Here is a 17,623-nt window from a genome sequence, read left to right as displayed (position 1 = left end):
CGACGAGAAGGTCCTCATGTTCGAACGCCTGATCCAGTTTGCCATTGAGCAGCGCATCATCGTGCTGCTCGCCGTGCTCCTCATGGCCGGCCTCGGCATCGCCAGCTATCAAAAGCTGCCGATCGACGCCGTGCCGGATATCACCAACGTCCAGGTACAAATCAATACCGGCGCTGCCGGGTTTTCACCGCTGGAAACCGAGCAGCGCATCACGTTCCCGATTGAAACGGCGATGGCGGGCTTGCCGTCGCTGGAGCAGACCCGCTCGCTGTCACGCTCGGGGCTGTCGCAGGTCACGGTGATCTTCAAGGACGGCACCGATCTGTTCTTTGCCCGGCAATTGGTCAATGAGCGTTTGCAGATCGCCAGGGAACAATTGCCCGAGGGCGCAGAAGCGGTGATGGGGCCGATTTCCACGGGACTTGGCGAGATCTTTCTGTGGACGGTGGAGGCGCAGGAAGGCGCGCTCAAGGACGATGGCACGGCGTACACGCCGACCGATCTGCGGGTGATTCAGGACTGGATCATCAAGCCGCAGTTGCGCAACGTGCCAGGTGTCGCCGAGATCAACACCATCGGCGGGTTTGCCAAGGAGTATCAGATCGCCCCCGATCTGAAACGGCTGGCGGCTTACAAACTGACGCTTACCGATCTGGTCACAGCGCTGGAGCGCAACAACGCCAACGTCGGCGCCGGGTACATCGAGCGCAGCGGCGAGCAGTTGCTGATTCGTGCGCCCGGCCAGGTGGCAAGCACAGAAGACATCGCCAACATCGTCATGGCCAATGTCGACGGTACGCCCATCCGCATCAAGAACGTCGCCACCGTGGACATCGGCCGCGAACTGCGCACCGGTGCAGCGACTGAAAACGGCCGCGAAGTGGTGCTCGGTACGGTGTTCATGCTGATCGGTGAGAACAGCCGCACGGTCTCGCAGGCAGTGGCCGGCAAACTGGAGCAGATCAACCGGTCGCTGCCCAAAGGCGTGGTCGCCGTGCCGGTGTACGACCGCACACATCTGGTCGACAAAGCCATCGCCACGGTGAAGAAGAACCTGGTGGAAGGCGCGATCCTGGTCATCGCGATCCTGTTCCTGTTTCTGGGCAACATCCGGGCGGCACTGATCACCGCCATGGTGATTCCGCTCTCGATGCTGTTCACCTTCACCGGCATGTTCAGCAACAAGGTCAGCGCCAACCTGATGAGTCTCGGCGCACTGGACTTCGGCATCATTGTCGACGGCGCGGTGGTGATCGTCGAAAACACCCTGCGCCGGCTGGCGCATGCGCAGCAACATCACGGGCGTTTGTTGACGCGTTCCGAGCGTTTTCACGAAGTGTTTGCGGCGGCCAAAGAGGCGCGCCGACCGCTGATTTTCGGCCAGTTGATCATCATGGTCGTGTACCTGCCGATCTTCGCCTTGAGCGGTGTCGAAGGGAAAATGTTCCACCCGATGGCCTTCACCGTGGTCATTGCGCTGCTCGGCGCCATGCTGTTGTCAGTGACGTTTGTCCCGGCGGCCATTGCGTTGTTTGTCACCGGCAAGGTCAAGGAAGAGGAAGGCGTGGTCATGCGCGGTGCGCGGCAGGTCTATGCGCCGGCCCTGGCGTGGGTGATGAGCCATCGGGCCGTGGCCGTGAGCATGGCGCTCGGGGTGATCGTGCTCAGTGGCGTGGTCACCAGCCGGATGGGCAGCGAGTTTGTGCCGAGCCTCAGCGAAGGTGATTTTGCCCTGCAAGCGTTGCGGGTGCCGGGCACCAGCCTGACCCAGTCGGTGGACATGCAGCAGCGTCTGGAGACCCTGATTCTCAACAAAGTACCGGAAGTCGAGCGCGTGTTTGCCCGCACCGGCACCGCTGAAATCGCCTCCGACCCGATGCCGCCGAACATCTCCGACAGCTACGTGATGCTCAAGCCCAAAGAGCAGTGGCCGGACCCGGGCAAGTCCCGCGAAACCCTGTTGGCCGAACTCCAGCAAGCTGCCGCGACGTTGCCGGGCAGCAACTATGAACTGTCGCAGCCGATCCAGTTGCGGTTCAACGAACTGATCTCTGGTGTGCGCAGCGATGTGGCGGTCAAGGTGTTTGGCGATGACATGGCCGTGCTCAATGCCACCGCGACGAAAATTGCCGCCGCGATGCAGAAGGTCAATGGTGCGTCCGAGGTCAAGGTCGAGCAAACCACCGGCCTGCCGGTGCTGACCATCAACATCGACCGCGACAAGGCTGCGCGCTATGGGCTGAATGTCGGTGATGTGCAAGACACCATTGCGGTGGCGGTCGGCGGGCGTCGAGCGGGGACGTTGTATGAAGGTGATCGGCGTTTCGACATGGTGGTGCGTCTGTCCGATGCCATGCGCAAGGACATCGAAGGCTTGTCGGCGTTGCTGATCCCGGTGCCGGCGCCGCTCAATGGGGCTGCCAGTCAAATTGCCTTCATCGCCCTCAAGGACGTCGCCAGCCTCGATCTGGTGCTGGGGCCGAATCAGGTCAGCCGCGAAAACGGCAAGCGTCTGGTGATCGTCAGCGCCAACGTGCGGGGGCGCGATATTGGCTCTTTCGTTAAAGAGGCCGGCGAGGTGATCGAGCGTGAGGTTCAGGTCCCGGCGGGTTACTGGACCAGTTGGGGCGGGCAGTTCGAGCAGTTGCAGTCGGCGGCCAAGCGCTTGCAGATCGTGGTACCGGTGGCCTTGCTGCTGGTGTTCGGCTTGCTATTCATGATGTTCAACAACCTCAAGGACGGGCTGCTGGTGTTCACCGGGATTCCGTTTGCCTTGACCGGTGGCGTCATGGCGTTGTGGCTGCGGGACATCCCGCTGTCGATTTCGGCGGGCGTCGGGTTTATTGCGCTGTCGGGGGTGGCGGTGCTCAACGGTCTGGTGATGATTGCGTTCATCCGCAACCTGCGTGAGGAGGGGCGCTCACTCAGCGATGCGATCAACGAAGGTGCGCTGACCCGTCTGCGGCCCGTGTTGATGACGGCGCTGGTGGCGTCCCTGGGGTTCATTCCCATGGCGTTGGCGACCGGCACGGGTGCTGAGGTGCAGCGTCCGCTGGCGACAGTGGTGATTGGCGGGATTGTGTCTTCGACCATCCTCACGCTGCTGATCTTGCCCGCGCTGTATCAGCTCGCCCATCGCAGGGATGAGGACCCAACTGATCCCTTGTAGGCGTGAGCCTGCTCGCGATAGCGGTCTACCCGTCAGATTTGCATTGGCTGACCCACCGCCATCGCGAGCAGGCTCACTCCTACAGGTTTTGTGTCTTGAGTCAGCAGAGTTTCATGCACATAACGGATATGTAATTTGCGCGCCACCGTCACGAAAGGTTCGGATTGTTACCTTGATCCCGTCAGTTAATTAAATGAGGAATCAAAGATGAAACTTGTACAACTGAGTACCTTTGTAGCGGCGCTGGTGATGTCTTCTGTGGTGCTGGCCGCAGGGGGTGGCGACAAAACGTTCGCCAGGATGATGGCGGCCAAAGACCGCTCGATGGAGGCGTATGTCGCCAAAGAGCAGGCGCGTGACCCCGTTGTTGTGAATGAAAAGAAAGAGGACAAGAGCAAAGCTTTGTAAGCGTGTCGCACTTGAACAAGCCCGTCATCGAGTGCCGATGTCGGGCTTTTTTATGAGCCGGGTTTGAAGGAATCGGATATGAAAATTTTCAAGATGATGGCGTTCGCCGGGGTGATGGCGATGTCCTTGAATGCGCTGGCTGAAGGCGGCGGTGACCGTACTTTTGAGCGCGCCCTCAGCGCCAACACCAAAGCCATGGAACAGTACGCCGCCAACCAGGGCAAACCGGCGCCGGTGGTGAAGGATTACAAGTACGGGATGAAGCTGGATGTGGTGAAAGTGGTCAGCGTTGTGCGCCCGCAAGCGGTTTGCACTGTGGTGTCTGCGGCTATGACCTACGAAGACTCGAAAGGCCAGCTCAACACCATCAAATACAGCGTGGCGGGGGATTGCCGGGAGCGTGGAGGGTGAGGCTTACAGTTGGTATTTCAATTCGCGATGTTTAAGTCTGTGAATGAATAGCAGACCCTTCCCTCAGTGTTTTCAGGTTGTGCGTCGGACGTCCGCTCTCTAGCCTGTGAGCGTCGCTGCCAATTCAGCGATCGGGATTGGAACCCCGTGGCTCAACTGACGCAAAACGCACCTTTTATGACGTATGCTTGCGCACTTTCATGTGTGCACTCCGTTATGGCGGCTGTGCGCGGGAGACTTCGAGTCTGTCGGGTTTTGCTCAGTTGCCCGGGTTCCAACCTGCGTACAGCTGCCACCTATTCGCGTGGAACCGAATGGGCCAGCTCCACCGTCAAGCTGAGTGAAAACATCATGAAAAAGCCTACTCCCAATCCCCCCGAAGCAGACACCGTCGCGGACGCCGATTCAACATCCCCCTACGCCTTCATCGACACCAAAAAACTCCACGCCGCCGCTGAGCGCGCACTCGACTATTACCTCAATCCCGCCGCTCACATCATGGGAGCGCCTTACAAACCGAACGCGATGTTTCTCGCCAATCCCAAAGCCGATACCGAATCCCTGCTGGCAAACGCCAGCGAATCATTGTCCTCGGCGACGGTCATGCTCGGTGACTTCGCCGCGCTGCTGGAAGGCACCCATCGCAAGACCTTGCTAGGCATAACGCAAGTCGTCATGTTGGGCGAGTTGGCGGTCAATCAGGCACTGGATAACGTCGAGCCGGCTGCATAACCCTGTGGGAGCCGGGCTTGCCCGCGATAGCGGTGGGTCAGTCGGTGAGGATGCTGAAGGTGCCGGCGCCATCGCGGGCGAGCCCGGCTCCTACAGTTTTTCGTGGTGTGTTGAGTTCCGGACAAAAAAAGGCGCCCCGAAGGACGCCAAAAAATTCACCTCTTTCCAAAGGAGCAAGGAGCTTCTAAAGGTGAATGGTGTAGACGCGGTAAACCTAGAGAATCGCCAGCGGGTACTCGACAATCACCCGCACTTCATCCAGATCCGATTCATACGCCGTGGCGCGGGTAGTGGCCTGGCGCAAACGCAGCGACAGGTCTTTCAATGAGCCGCTCTGCACCACGTATTTGACTTCGATATCCCGCTCCCAGCGCTTCTGGTCGGTCAGCGGATTGCCTTCGGCATCGCGGCGCATGTACACGCTGTTGGCATTGGAATAGTCAGCGTCGGTGCCGCGGGCGTAGCGGGTCATGAACGACAATCCCGGTACGCCATAGGTGGTCATGTCGAAGTCGTAACGCGCCATCCACGAACGCTCCTTCGGCGAGTTGAAGTCGCTGTACTGGATGGAGTTGTCGAGGAAGATTGAATCGGACTGACGCAGGTAGTCGAAGTCGTCACTGCCGTTGTTGCGCTGGTGCGACAGCGCGACGGAGTGGGCGCCGAGTTTCACGCCAACCCGACCGCTCCAGATGTTGTTGTCGAACTGCCCGAGTAATTGTTTGCCCTCGTCGACGGCCTTGTAATAGTTAAGGCCGCCAAACAGCGACAGGTCATCCATCAACGGGTAAGTCCATGCGGTGCCGGCGTAGTATTGATTCCAGGCGTCTTTAAGGCGACTGGAGTACAGGCTGACACTGAGGTTCTGGTTCAGCGCGTAGTCGCCGCCACCGTAAGCGATCCACGGCGAATTGACCGGGCCGGCGTAAAACGTCGCGAAGTTCTCGCGCAGGTCGCTGGACACCGGTTGGCTCATGGCATGCAACCGACCGCCCTGAACCGATAAGCCTTCGATGCTGGTGTTGGTGGCCGTGACACCGCGGAAACTTTCCGGCAGCAATCGCGAGTCACCTGCCGCGACGACCGGGGTGGCGGGGAACACATCGCCGATTTTTATCTCCGTGTCAAAGGCCCGGACTTTGGCGGCGCCCCCCACCTTGGTGTATTCGTCCTGCGCTTGGCCGTCACTGTCGACCGGCAGCACGTCGAACGAACTGTTGCCACCGTTGCGACCGTCACCGGTATCGAGTTTCAAGCCGATCATCGCAAACGCATCGATCCCTAACCCGACGGTGCCTTGGGTGTAACCGGATTCGAACTTGCTGATGATGGCCTGGGCCCAGGCCTCGGAGTAGCCATTGCCGGTGGGGCTGGACTGGCCTTTGCGGTAATCACGATTAAAGTAGAAGTTGCGGTTGAGCACCGTCAGGCTGCTGCCTTCGACAAACCCCTCGGCTTTATCTTGCGCCAACACCATGGACGGCCCGGAGCCGATCACCACCGCTAAAGCGGCCATCGACATTTTTGTATGGTTAACCATCAATCACTCCTTGGGTTCGGCAGAACGGGAACGTGCTTCGGCGTGGGTTTTATTGTTCGGCGGGCAAAGGCCCGCCGGCATGGTCGCCGGGTGACATCGTTGCAAGCTGCGGATAACGCCAAGGTGATGGGGGAGTTACAATTTCGTCATGTGGGTCGGGGTGACGCCTCGGCGGGTCAGGTCAAGGCTGCGAGCTGCTCGATGGTTTGCGGGAAGCGTTCAACGAGGCGGATCAATGTCGTGGCTTGAGCATTGGGTGTTGCCCGTCCTTGTTCCCAGTTTTCGAGGGTGCGGGTGTTGGTGCGCAGATACATCGCGAACACCGACCTGGAGAGGTTGAGCTGTTGGCGGATGGCGACCACTTCCTCGGCAGTGTTCGGCATCAGTTTCGGCAATTGAACCTTGTGGCTTCGCAGCGTGATCTTGCCTTGGCGCTCGTCGGCCAAGGCGTCGAGGCCTTCGATCAGTTCGGAAAAAATGTCACGTTTCATAGTGGGTTCTCGTATTGATTTCTCTATTCAGCATTTGTCTGAACAGTTTTTTCTGGGCAGGCGACAGATCGTCGTGCTCGTTTTTGCTGTACACGGTGAACAGCCAGAACTGCTCGAAGCCTGACCACCAGTAATAAATCACCCGCAGTCCACTGCGCTTGCCCTTGCCGCGACGTTGATCGAAGAAGCGGATTTTGCGCAGCCCACCTGTACCCTCAATGAGATCTCCCACTGCTGGGTTTTTCAGCAGTTCCAGTTGAAAGCTGCGAAACAGATCGTCATCCAGATAGTCGTCTCGGTGTTTCTGAAACGCAGGTAATTCGATAAAAAGAGCATCCATGTTCTGTACGTTGCTTGCGTATAGTGTTGTCTCGATAACCGAATAGGTCAAGGCATAGAAGCCGTCCTTTTCGTCCCTGTTCTCAAGATAGATCCCGGTCGCAAAAACACCTGTAGGACGAGTCGACCGGTGTGGTGAGAACGTTCGATCAAAGAGAGGGAGACGTCGCAAATGAAGTGTCGGAACAATGCCTCCAGCGAGCAGCAAATGCTGGACTGGATCTAGGGTTCGGCTGAGGACGGTTACGGTGTACTCATGGGAACGCATTTTTATCTGGGGGGAGGAGCTTGCGATCTACCATGCCTCCTTCGGACTTCAACTGGCCTGCGTGCCCATGGTGAAGAAACTGTGAAGGTATAAACGCAAAAACGGCACCCGAAGGCGCCGTTTCTGTTTTCTACCGAGTGTCGCTTAAGCGATCAACCCGCCAGACCCGCCTGCTGAACCAGCACCAGCAATGGCTGCGGATACAGGCCCAGGAAGAACGCCAGTGCGGCGATGGCCAGCAGCATCACGCCGCCTGCACGTTGTTCCCAGTGCAGTTGTGCATCGTGGCGACGCAGGTTCGGCTCGATCAGGAACAGAGTGACCATCACACGCAGGTAGTAGAAAACGCCGATGGCGCTGCCCAGTACCAGGGAGCCGACCAGCCACCACTGATGCGACTCGACGCCAGTCGCGATGATGTAGAACTTGCCGATGAAGCCCGCGGTCAGCGGGATACCGGCCAGGGACAGCATCATCACGGTCAGCACGGCGGTCAGGTACGGACGGCGCCAGAACAGGCCGCGGTATTCGTACAGGGCATCCGCGTCACGGCCGTTGTACGGCGAGGACATCAGGGTGATCACGCCGAACGCGCCCAGGCTGGTGATCACGTAGGTGACCAGGTACACGCCGATGGCTTCCACGGCCAGCCCCTTGCTCGCCACCAGGGCGATCAGCAGGTAGCCGAAGTGCGCGATGGACGAGTAACCCAACAGACGCTTGAGGTTGCTTTGGGTCAGTGCCAGCAGGTTACCGAACAGGATCGACGCAATGGCGATGATGGTCAGTACGTCGCTCAGTACACCACTGCTTGCCGCTGGAGAGATCTGGAACAGACGCACCATCACGGCGAACACAGCAACCTTGGAAGCGGTAGCGAGAAACGCTGCAACCGGCGCCGGAGCACCTTCGTAAACGTCCGGGGTCCAGAGGTGGAACGGTACCAGCGACAGCTTGAACGCCAGACCGATCAGCATCATGCCCAGGCCCAGTTGTGCCAGCGAGCTTGGCAGACCGGTAGCCGCCAGGGCCTGACCGATACCGACGAAGCTCAGGGAGCCGGAGTCGGCGTACAGCAGGGCCATACCGAACAACAGGAACGCGGAACCGGCAGCCGACAGCACCATGTACTTGATACCGGCTTCCAGCGAACGCTTGTTGAAGAAGGCATACGCCACCAGACCGTAGACCGGTACCGAAAGCAGTTCCAGACCGACGAACAACCCGGCCAGGTGCTGCGCGCTGACCAGTACCAGGCCACCGGCGGCGGACATCAGAATCAGCAGGTAAAGTTCTTCACGGTTGCCCGGGTAACCCGAACCGCCATCGCCGAGGTAGGCGTGGGCGAGGGTTACACAAGCGAGGGTGGCGACCAGGATCAGCGCCATGTACAAGCAAGCGAAGCTATCAATCTGCAGCAGTGGGGTCACCGCCAGGGGCGCGACTTTCAAGGCTGGCAGGATCGACAGTAACGCCAGGTTCAGGCCCGCCACGGAAATCAGGAAGGTCTGCGAGTGGTTGCGGCGCCAGGCGATCGCCAGCATCACCACGATGATCGTGGCGCTGGTGATCAACAACGGCGCTAGCGCGATAAAGTGTTGAGTCGTGAATTCCACAGCGCTCTTACCGGGCCGAAGCGAGTTGAGTGAAGGCGGTGCCAAGCCACTGCTGCACGCCATGCATCGTCGCGGCAGAGGTGTCGAGGAACGGCTGCGGGTACACGCCGATGAAAATCAGCAACGCTGCCAGACCGACCACCATGATCAGTTCGCGACCATCCATGCCATGCAGCACCGCGTCCGATTTGGACGGGCCGAAGTAGGCACGGTGGATCATGATCAGCGAGTAGACCGAACCGAACACCAGGCCGGACGTCGCGAGGATAGTGATCAATGGAGCGCTCGGGAACGTGCCGATCAGGATCAGGAACTCACCCACAAAGTTACCGGTAGCCGGCAAGCCCAGGGACGCGGCGGCGAAGAACAGGCTGATGGCCGGCAGGTAAGCGATCTTCGACCACAGGCCACCCATTTCACGCATGTCGCGGGTGTGAGTGCGTTCGTACAACTGACCGCTGAGGATAAAGAGTGCCGCGGCCGACAGACCGTGCGCCAGCATCTGCATCACCGCGCCCTGCAGCGCCAGTTGGCTGCCGGAGTAGATGCCGATCAACACGAAGCCCATGTGGGAAACGGAGGAGTAGGCGATCAGACGCTTGATGTCGGTTTGGGCGAAGGCCAGGAACGCACCGTAGAAGATCCCGACCAGACCCAGGCTCATGGCAACCGGCGCGAACTCGGCCGACGCATTCGGGAACAGCGGCAGGGCGAAACGCAGCAGGCCGTAAGCAGCTGTCTTCAACAAGATACCGGCCAGGTCGACCGAACCTGCGGTTGGCGCCTGGGCGTGAGCGTCAGGCAACCAGGAGTGGAACGGTACGACGGGCAGCTTGACCGCGAAAGCGATGAAGAAGCCGAGCATCAGGATGTACTCGGTGGTCATCGACATCTTGGTTTTCAACAGGTCGGCGTAGTTGAAGGTAATCACGCCAGTGCTGTTGAAGTTGACCAGGACCAGGCCCAGGATCGCCACCAACATGATCAGGCCGGACGCCTGAGTGAAGATGAAGAACTTGGTCGCCGCGTAGATCCGGGTTTTCTTGCCGTCCGAAGAGCTGTGACCCCAGAGCGCGATGAGGAAATACATCGGCACCAGCATCATTTCCCAGAAGAAGAAGAACATGAACAGGTCGAGGGCGAGGAACACGCCGACGACACCGCCCAGGATCCACATCAGGTTCAGGTGGAAGAAGCCAACGTGACGTTGAATCTCTTTCCACGAGCACAGTACCGAGAGGATACCCAGCAGACCGGTCAGCAGGATCATCAGCAGCGACAGGCCGTCGAGGGCCAGGTGGACGCTGATGCCGAAGCGCTGGATCCAGATGTGCTTGAACTCAAGCGCCCAGGTCGGATCGGCGCCAGGCGCCGGTGCAAATGAGTAGTTACCGTGGGCCCACAGCCAGAGGCCGAGTGCGAGTTCCAGGGTCATGGTCAACAGCGCAATCCAGCGCGGGAGGGTAGAGCCGAAGCGCTCACCCATCCAGCACAGCAGGCCGCCGATGAAGGGGATCAGGATTAGCCAAGGCAGAATCGTGACGGGCTCAATTCCTTTCGCAAGTTCGCAAGGTTCATATTCAGACCGCTACCAGCACGATGGCGCCGATGACCAGCACGGAGCCGGCTGCCATCGATGCTGCGTACCAACGCAGTTGACCGGTTTCGGTACGGCTCAGGGCGGTGTGACCACCTTTGGCCATACGCGGGATCAGACCGATGGTCTGGTCGAGCGGGTCTCTGCGCAGTGCGTGGCTGATCGCCAGGTATGGCTTGACGAACAGTTTGTCGTAGATCCAGTCGAAGCCCCAGGCAGCGAACCACCAGGCCGAAAGGAAACGGCCGATGCCGCTGTTGGCGATGGCGGTGACGAAACGACGCTTGCCGAGGAACAGCAGCGCGGCCAGCAAGATACCGGCCAGGGCTATGGCGCCCGACGCGATTTCCAGACTGTGCTTGGCTTCGCCGCCGGCATGGCCGACGCTTTCTGGCAGTACACCGTGCAGCGGCGGAACGATCATCGCGCCGATGAAAGTCGACAACACGATCAGCACCGACAGTGGCAGCCAGTGAGCAATACCGTGACCGGCGTGCGCTTCGGTCTTCGCTTCACCGTGGAACGCGATGAAGATCAGGCGGAATGTGTACAGCGAGGTCATGAACGCGCCGACCAGACCTGCATACAGCAGACCGTGGTTGCCGCTGGCGAACGCTTCCCAGAGGATTTCGTCCTTGGAGTAGAAGCCTGCGGTCACCAGTGGCAGGGCAGACAGTGCCGCGCCGCCGACGATGAAGCTGGTGTAGGCCAGCGGCAGTTTCTTCCACAGGCCGCCCATCTTGAAGATGTTCTGCTCGTGGTGGCAGGCAACGATCACCGCACCGGAGGCAAGGAACAGCAGCGCCTTGAAGAAGGCGTGGGTCATCAGGTGGAAGATCGCGCCATCCCACGCACCAACGCCCAGCGCCAGGAACATGTAGCCGATCTGGCTCATGGTCGAGTAGGCGAGGATGCGTTTGATGTCGGTCTGGACCAGTGCGGCAAAACCGGCGAGGACCAGGGTCACGCCACCGACGATGCCTACCAGGTGCAGGATTTCCGGCGCCAGGGTGAACAGGCCGTGGGTACGGGCGATCAGGTAGACACCGGCGGTTACCATGGTCGCGGCGTGGATCAGTGCCGAAACCGGAGTAGGACCGGCCATCGCGTCCGCCAGCCAGGTTTGCAGCGGCAGTTGCGCCGATTTACCGACAGCGCCGCCCAGCAGCATCAGGGTGGCCATGACCATCCAGAAGTCGCCAGCCTGGAATTTCTGCGGTGCCAGCACCAGCAGTTCCTGGACGTTCAGCGTACCCAGTTGAGCGAACAGGATGAACAGGCCGATGGCCATGAACACGTCGCCGATACGGGTGACGATGAACGCCTTGAGTGCCGCGTTACCGTTGTTGCGGTTGCTGTAGTAGAAACCGATCAACAGGTACGAGCACAGGCCCACGCCTTCCCAGCCGAAGTACAGGAACAACAGGTTATCGCCCAGGACCAGAAACAGCATGCTGGCGATAAACAGGTTGGTGTAGGCGAAGAAACGCGAGTAACCGGCTTCACCGCGCATGTACCAGGACGCGAACAGGTGGATCAGGAAGCCGACACCCACGACCACACCGAGCATGGTCACGGACAGGCCATCAAGGTACAGCGCGAAGTTCGGCGTAAAGCCTTCCACCGCCATCCACTGCCACAACACCAGGGTGTAGTGACCGCCCTCAGGCGGGGCGACCTTGAATTGCCAGATCACGTAAGCCGTGACGATGGCCGACAGACCGATGGAACCGACGCCGATCAGCGCCGACAGGTTTTCCGAGAGGCGCCCGCGTGAGAACGCCAGCAGCAGGAAACCTATGAGAGGGAATACGAAAGTCAGATAGAGAAGATTCATCCGCGCATCTCGCTGGCAGCGTCGATATCGAGAGTGTGGAAGCGGCGATACAGCTGGAACAGAATCGCCAGGCCAATACTGGCCTCGGCGGCTGCCAGGCTGATCACCAGGATGAACATGATCTGTCCATCCGGCTGCGCCCAGCGGCTACCGGCAACGATGAACGCCAAAGCGGAGGCATTCATCATGACCTCCAGGCTCATCAGCACGAAGAGAATGTTGCGGCGGACCATCAGGCCGACCAGACCGAGGCAGAACAGGATGCCGGCGACCGCCAGACCATGCTCCATAGGGATAGCAGGCATCGTCATTGCTCCTTGGCTTCGTTGCGGCCCAAGTGGAACGCCGTGACAGCTGCGGCGAGCAGCAACATCGAGGCGAGTTCGACCACCAGCAGATAAGGACCGAACAGGCTGATGCCCACGGCCTTGGCGTCTACGGTGGTGTGGCCGACGGCCTGGCCGCTGGAATGGCTGAACAGCACGTACAGCAGTTCAACCAGCAGCAGGGCGCCGAGAGCAACCGGGCCAAGCCAGATACCGGGCTTGAGCCAGACGCGCTCTTGCTGGAACCGAGGCCGGGCCCAGGTTCAGCATCATCACCACGAACACGAACAGCACCATGATGGCGCCAGCGTAGGCGATCACTTCCAGTACACCGGCAAACGGTGCGCCGAGGGCGAAGAACGTCATGGCCACGGCGATCAGCGAAATGATCAGGTAGAGCAGGGCGTGCACAGGGTTGGTGTTGGTGATCACGCGAAGCGTGGACACCACAGCGATACCCGATGCGAAATAGAAAGCGAATTCCATCTTTCTTCCTTAAGGCAGCAAGCTCTTCACGTTGATCGGCTGGGCTTCGTTCTGCGCGGAGCCTTTCGGCTTCCCGGCAATCGCCATACCTGCAACACGATAGAAGTTGTAATCAGGGTTTTTGCCGGGGCCGGAGATCAGCAGGTCTTCTTTCTCGTAAACCAGGTCCTGACGTTTGAACTCGGCCATCTCGAAATCCGGTGTCAGCTGGATCGCGGTGGTCGGGCAGGCTTCCTCGCAGAGGCCGCAGAAAATGCAGCGCGAGAAGTTGATGCGGAAGAAGTCCGGGTACCAGCGACCGTCTTCGGTTTCAGCTTTCTGCAGCGAGATGCAACCCACCGGGCATGCCACGGCGCACAGGTTGCAGGCTACACAACGCTCCTCGCCATCAGGGTCGCGGGTCAGGACGATACGACCACGGTAGCGCGGCGGCAGGTACACGGCTTCTTCCGGGTACTGCAGCGTGTCGCGCTTGCGGAAGGCGTGGCCGAAAATCATCACCAGGCTGCGAAGCTGGGTGAAGAAGCCATGCACGATGTCAAATATGTACTTCATGATTCTCTATCCTCACTGAGCCGCGACGGCGGGCGTGTTGAGCAACACGATCGCAGCGGTCACCAGCATGTTGACGAGGGTCAGCGGCAGGCAGAACTTCCAGCTGAAGTCCATCACTTGGTCATACCGTGGGCGCGGAATCGAGGCGCGCAGCAGGATGAAGATCATGATGAAGAACGCGGTTTTCATTGCAAACCAGATGAACGGGATCTGCGGCAGGATGCCGAACGGGCCGTGCCAGCCACCGAAGAACAAGGTCACCAGCAGCGCTGAGATCAGCACGATGCCGATGTACTCACCGACGAAGAACATGCCCCATTTCATGCCGGCGTATTCAATGTGGTAACCGTCGGCCAGTTCCTGTTCCGCTTCCGGCTGGTCGAACGGGTGACGGTGAGTCACGGCCACGCCAGCGATGAAGAAGGTCAGGAAACCGAAGATCTGCGGAATGATGAACCACAGGTTCTGAGCCTGGTAATCAACGATGTCGCGCATGTTGAACGAGCCGACCTGGATCACGATGCCCATCAGCGACAGGCCCATGAACACTTCGTACGACACAGTTTGCGCCGAGGCCCGCAAGCTGCCCAGCAGGGCGAACTTGTTGTTACTCGACCAACCGGCGAACAACACCGCGTAGACCGACAGACCGGCCATGGCGAAGAAGAACAGGATACCGATGTTCAGATCCGCCACGCCCCAGGTCGGGGTGATCGGGATGATCGCGAAGGCAATCAGCAGGGCGCTCATGGCCACGACTGGTGCCAGGGTGAAGATCATCTTGTCGGCGAACGGCGGGGTCCAGTCCTCCTTGAAGAACATCTTGATCATGTCGGCCGCGATCTGGAACGCGCCGAACGGGCCGACGCGGTTCGGACCGTAACGGTCCTGCCAGAGGGCGAGCAAACGACGCTCGACCCAGCTCAGCAGCGCGCCGCACACCACCACGGCGAGCAGAATCACGATGGCCTGAATGACTGCGATGATCACGTCGATCACTTCAGGAGTGAACCAAGTCATTGCGCTGCCTCCTGCAGACCATCAACGGATTTGCCAAAGATCGCTGGCGGAATGCCGGCGATGCCCGCAGGCAATGCAACCAGACCGGCACCCAGCTCTTCGTTGATGCGCAGCGGCAGACGCAAGGTCTGGCCAGCGACGTTCAAGCTGAGCATGGCGCCGTCGTTGACACCCAGGCGGTCGGCTTCGGACTTGGCCAATGCGACGTAGGCGGCTGGAATGCGTTCCTGAACCGGCGCGGCTTTCGAAGAGGTCTCTTCGCTGCCCAGCAGGTGGAAGAACGGCACAACCTGCCAGGTGCCCGGAGCCGGGTTGAACGCGCGCGGAACACTGGCGAACCAGTTCAGCGAGTCACCGGTGCTTTCGATCAGGCGGGTGCCCGGGTCGCCAGCGCGGATGTGACCACCGACTTCGTCCTGGAACTTGTTCCAGGCTTGCGGCGAGTTCCAGCCCGGAGACCAGGCGAATGGCACTTGCTGACGCGGTTCGACCGAGCCCGAGTAACCTTCCATCGAGAAGTTGAACGCGGTGTCGTTGTCTTGCGGAGTACGCGGTTCGTGCACGTTGATGTCGGCGCGCATGGCGGTACGACCGGAGTAACGCAGCGGTTCGCGGGCCAGCTTCATGCCTTTGATGCGGAACGAGGCGGACGGTGCGGCATCGACGATGGGGTTCAGAATCGAGGTGCTGGACGCGACAGCGGCGGTGACGTGGTCCAGTTGGGTCCAGTCAATCGGCTGGTTCAACAGGGTTGCGCGCAGGGCATGCAGCCAGCGCCAGCCTTCGTGAACCAGGATGCTCGCGTCCATGTACTTCGGATCAAACACCTGGAAGAAGCGCTGGGCGCGGCCTTCCTGGCTGACCAGCGTACCGTCGCCTTCAGCGAAGCTGGCGGCTGGCAGAACCAGGTGCGCGCGATCGCTGGTGGCGGTCTTCTGATGGTCGGCCACGATCAGCACTTTGGCGGCGGTCAGGGCAGCATCGACCTTGGCTTTGTCGGTACGGGTATACAGATCGTTTTCCAGCACGACGATGGCGTCGGCTTTACCGTCGATCACGGCTTGCAGCGCGGCGTCGACCGATTCGCCACCGAGCATGGCCAGGCCGAGGCTGTTGGCCTCTGGCACGATCAGGCTGATGGAACCGTTCTTCTCGCGCAGCTTCAGAGCCTTGGCGATGTTCGCGGCAGCTTCGATCAAGGCTTTGGAGCCCAGGGAAGTACCGGCGATGATCAATGGACGCTTGGCGGCGAGCAGGGCGTCGGCAATGCGCTTGGCCAGTTCGAGGGCTTCAGCGTCCAGGCCTTCAACGGCCGGAGCGTTGGCGTCGAGGGCGTGAGCCACGGCGAAACCGATGCGGGCCAGGTCGTCGGGAGCGGCGTGAACGCACTCTTCGGCGATGTCGTCGAGCTTGGTTTCAGCCAGGCTGGCGATGAACAGCGGGTTCATCGCGTGCTGACCGATGTTCTTCACGGCGGCGTCGAGCCAAGGCTGAACGCGCATGGCGTCGGCCATGTCTTCGGCTTTGCCTTTGACCGATTGACGCAGGGACAGGGCCATGCGGGCTGCGGTCTGGGTCAGGTCTTCACCGAGGACGAACACGGCGTCGTGGTCTTCGATGTCGCGCATGTTCGGGATCGGCAGCGGGCTGTCTTTCAACACCTGCATGACCAGACGAATGCGCTCCAGCTCGGCCGCTTCGATACCGGAGTAGAAGTGCTCGGCGCCGACCAGTTCGCGCAACGCGTAGTTGCTTTCGAGGCTGGCACGTGGCGAACCGATACCGACGATGTTGCGACCGCGCAGCAGGTCAGCGGCTTTGTCCAGCGCTTCGTCGAGGCTCAGCTTGGCGCCGTTGGCCAGCAGTGGCTGACGCGGGCGGTCTTCGCGGTTGACGTAGCCATAGCCAAAACGGCCACGGTCGCACAGGAAGTACTGGTTTACCGAACCGTTGAAACGGTTTTCGATACGACGCAGTTCGCCGTAACGCTCGCCCGGGGAGATGTTGCAACCGCTGGAGCAGCCATGGCAGATGCTCGGCGAGAACTGCATGTCCCACTTGCGGTTGTAGCGCTCGGAGTGAGTCTTGTCGGTGAACACACCGGTCGGGCAGACCTCGGTGAGGTTGCCGGAGAACTCGCTTTCCAGGGTGCCGTCTTCAACGCGACCGAAGTACACGTTGTCGTGGGCGCCGAATACACCCAAGTCGGTGCCGCCGGCGTAATCCTTATAGAAGCGTACGCAGCGGTAGCAAGCGATGCAGCGGTTCATTTCGTGGGAAATGAACGGGCCCAGTTGCTGGTTCTGGTGAGTACGCTTGGTGAAGCGGTAACGGCGCTCGTTGTGGCCGGTCATTACCGTCATGTCTTGCAGGTGGCAGTGACCGCCTTCTTCGCACACAGGGCAGTCGTGCGGGTGGTTGGTCATCAGCCATTCAACAACACTGGCGCGGAAGGCTTTGGATTCTTCATCTTCGATGGAGATCCAGGTGCCATCGGTTGCAGGGGTCATGCAGGACATGACGATACGACCGCGGGTGTCGTTTTCGTCGGTGTACTGCTTGACCGCGCACTGGCGGCAAGCACCAACGCTGCCTAGGGCTGGGTGCCAGCAGAAATACGGGATATCGAGGCCTAGCGACAGACATGCCTGTAACAGGTTGTCTGCCCCATCGACTTCGAGCTCTTTGCCGTCTACGTGGATAGTGGCCATGGTTCAAAGTTCTTCGTTGGCCCGGTGTCAGCGGGCGTGGCTAATGGAATCTTGTTATTCGCGTGAATCAACACAGCCGTTCAAGGCGTCATCACACGAGAAGGCGAACGGCACGGA

The 17,623-nt window shown here is 60.0% G+C and carries 14 protein-coding genes and 1 pseudogene; 4 read left to right on the top strand and 11 right to left on the bottom strand.

The genetic code is table 11. The features are described from left to right. Nucleotides 1-16: 16 nt before the first annotated feature. From AB4N76_RS03000 to AB4N76_RS02985, 4 genes are all read left to right on the top strand, one after another. On the top strand, nt 17-3,169 hold the full coding sequence (locus AB4N76_RS03000) for a CusA/CzcA family heavy metal efflux RND transporter (protein ID WP_460164099.1): 3,153 nt from the start codon (nt 17-19) through the stop codon (nt 3,167-3,169). Nucleotides 3,170-3,376: 207 nt separating this feature from the next. Beyond that, nucleotides 3,377-3,577: a co-regulatory protein PtrA N-terminal domain-containing protein gene (locus tag AB4N76_RS02995; RefSeq protein WP_046032500.1), complete on the top strand. Its 201-nt coding sequence runs from the start codon at nt 3,377-3,379 to the stop codon at nt 3,575-3,577. A 78-nt stretch (nt 3,578-3,655) separates the two neighbouring features. Continuing rightward, nucleotides 3,656-3,988 (top strand): DUF2790 domain-containing protein, encoded by a 333-nt coding sequence (locus tag AB4N76_RS02990; RefSeq protein WP_077431870.1) that lies wholly within the window; start codon nt 3,656-3,658, stop codon nt 3,986-3,988. 351 nt (nt 3,989-4,339) lie between these two features. Further along, nucleotides 4,340-4,720 (top strand): DUF6124 family protein, encoded by a 381-nt coding sequence (locus tag AB4N76_RS02985; RefSeq protein WP_077432214.1) that lies wholly within the window; start codon nt 4,340-4,342, stop codon nt 4,718-4,720. A gap of 214 nt (nt 4,721-4,934) precedes the next feature. Here AB4N76_RS02985 and AB4N76_RS02980 read toward each other — a convergent pair whose 3' ends face one another. From AB4N76_RS02980 to nuoG, 11 genes and pseudogenes are all read right to left on the bottom strand, one after another. Further along, nucleotides 4,935-6,260, bottom strand: a complete 1,326-nt coding sequence (locus tag AB4N76_RS02980; protein ID WP_077431871.1) for an OprD family porin — start codon at nt 6,258-6,260, stop codon at nt 4,935-4,937. Nucleotides 6,261-6,436: 176 nt separating this feature from the next. Further along, nucleotides 6,437-6,751 carry a helix-turn-helix domain-containing protein gene (locus AB4N76_RS02975; protein ID WP_460164098.1) on the bottom strand — a complete coding sequence of 105 codons (315 nt, stop codon included), beginning with the start codon at nt 6,749-6,751 and terminating at the stop codon, nt 6,437-6,439. Continuing rightward, a complete protein-coding gene (locus AB4N76_RS02970) occupies nt 6,741-7,091 on the bottom strand; it encodes a type II toxin-antitoxin system RelE/ParE family toxin (RefSeq protein WP_460164097.1) in 351 nt (116 codons plus the stop codon). Before AB4N76_RS02970 ends, AB4N76_RS02975 begins: the two co-directional genes overlap by 11 nt. Nucleotides 7,092-7,510: 419 nt before the next feature. Next, entirely contained in the window at nt 7,511-8,974 is a 1,464-nt protein-coding gene (gene nuoN / locus AB4N76_RS02965) for an NADH-quinone oxidoreductase subunit NuoN (protein ID WP_046032495.1), read from the bottom strand. Between the two features lie 7 nt (nt 8,975-8,981). Then, on the bottom strand, nt 8,982-10,460 hold the full coding sequence (nuoM, locus tag AB4N76_RS02960) for an NADH-quinone oxidoreductase subunit M (RefSeq protein ID WP_460164096.1): 1,479 nt from the start codon (nt 10,458-10,460) through the stop codon (nt 8,982-8,984). 94 nt (nt 10,461-10,554) lie between these two features. After that, entirely contained in the window at nt 10,555-12,408 is a 1,854-nt protein-coding gene (gene nuoL / locus AB4N76_RS02955) for an NADH-quinone oxidoreductase subunit L (protein WP_046032493.1), read from the bottom strand. Continuing rightward, nucleotides 12,405-12,713, bottom strand: coding sequence for an NADH-quinone oxidoreductase subunit NuoK (gene nuoK / locus AB4N76_RS02950; protein ID WP_460164095.1), 309 nt, complete (start codon nt 12,711-12,713; stop codon nt 12,405-12,407). Before nuoK ends, nuoL begins: the two co-directional genes overlap by 4 nt. Nucleotides 12,714-12,715: 2 nt before the next feature. Further along, nucleotides 12,716-13,220: pseudogene (gene nuoJ, locus AB4N76_RS02945) on the bottom strand (NADH-quinone oxidoreductase subunit J). A gap of 9 nt (nt 13,221-13,229) precedes the next feature. Next, nucleotides 13,230-13,775 carry an NADH-quinone oxidoreductase subunit NuoI gene (nuoI, locus tag AB4N76_RS02940; RefSeq protein WP_007946418.1) on the bottom strand — a complete coding sequence of 182 codons (546 nt, stop codon included), beginning with the start codon at nt 13,773-13,775 and terminating at the stop codon, nt 13,230-13,232. Between the two features lie 12 nt (nt 13,776-13,787). After that, the gene (gene nuoH, locus AB4N76_RS02935; RefSeq protein WP_007946419.1) at nt 13,788-14,795 is read right to left on the bottom strand and encodes an NADH-quinone oxidoreductase subunit NuoH; all 1,008 of its coding nucleotides are present in this window, start codon (nt 14,793-14,795) and stop codon (nt 13,788-13,790) included. Continuing rightward, nucleotides 14,792-17,506: an NADH-quinone oxidoreductase subunit NuoG gene (nuoG, locus tag AB4N76_RS02930; RefSeq protein ID WP_460164094.1), complete on the bottom strand. Its 2,715-nt coding sequence runs from the start codon at nt 17,504-17,506 to the stop codon at nt 14,792-14,794. The genes nuoH and nuoG overlap by 4 nt, the downstream gene beginning before the upstream one ends. Nucleotides 17,507-17,623 lie beyond the last annotated feature (117 nt).

This window comes from Pseudomonas sp. S2_F03 (assembly GCF_054668335.1).
Note: the sequence above shows the minus strand (reverse complement) of the source record. Positions and strands in the feature narration are given on the sequence as shown.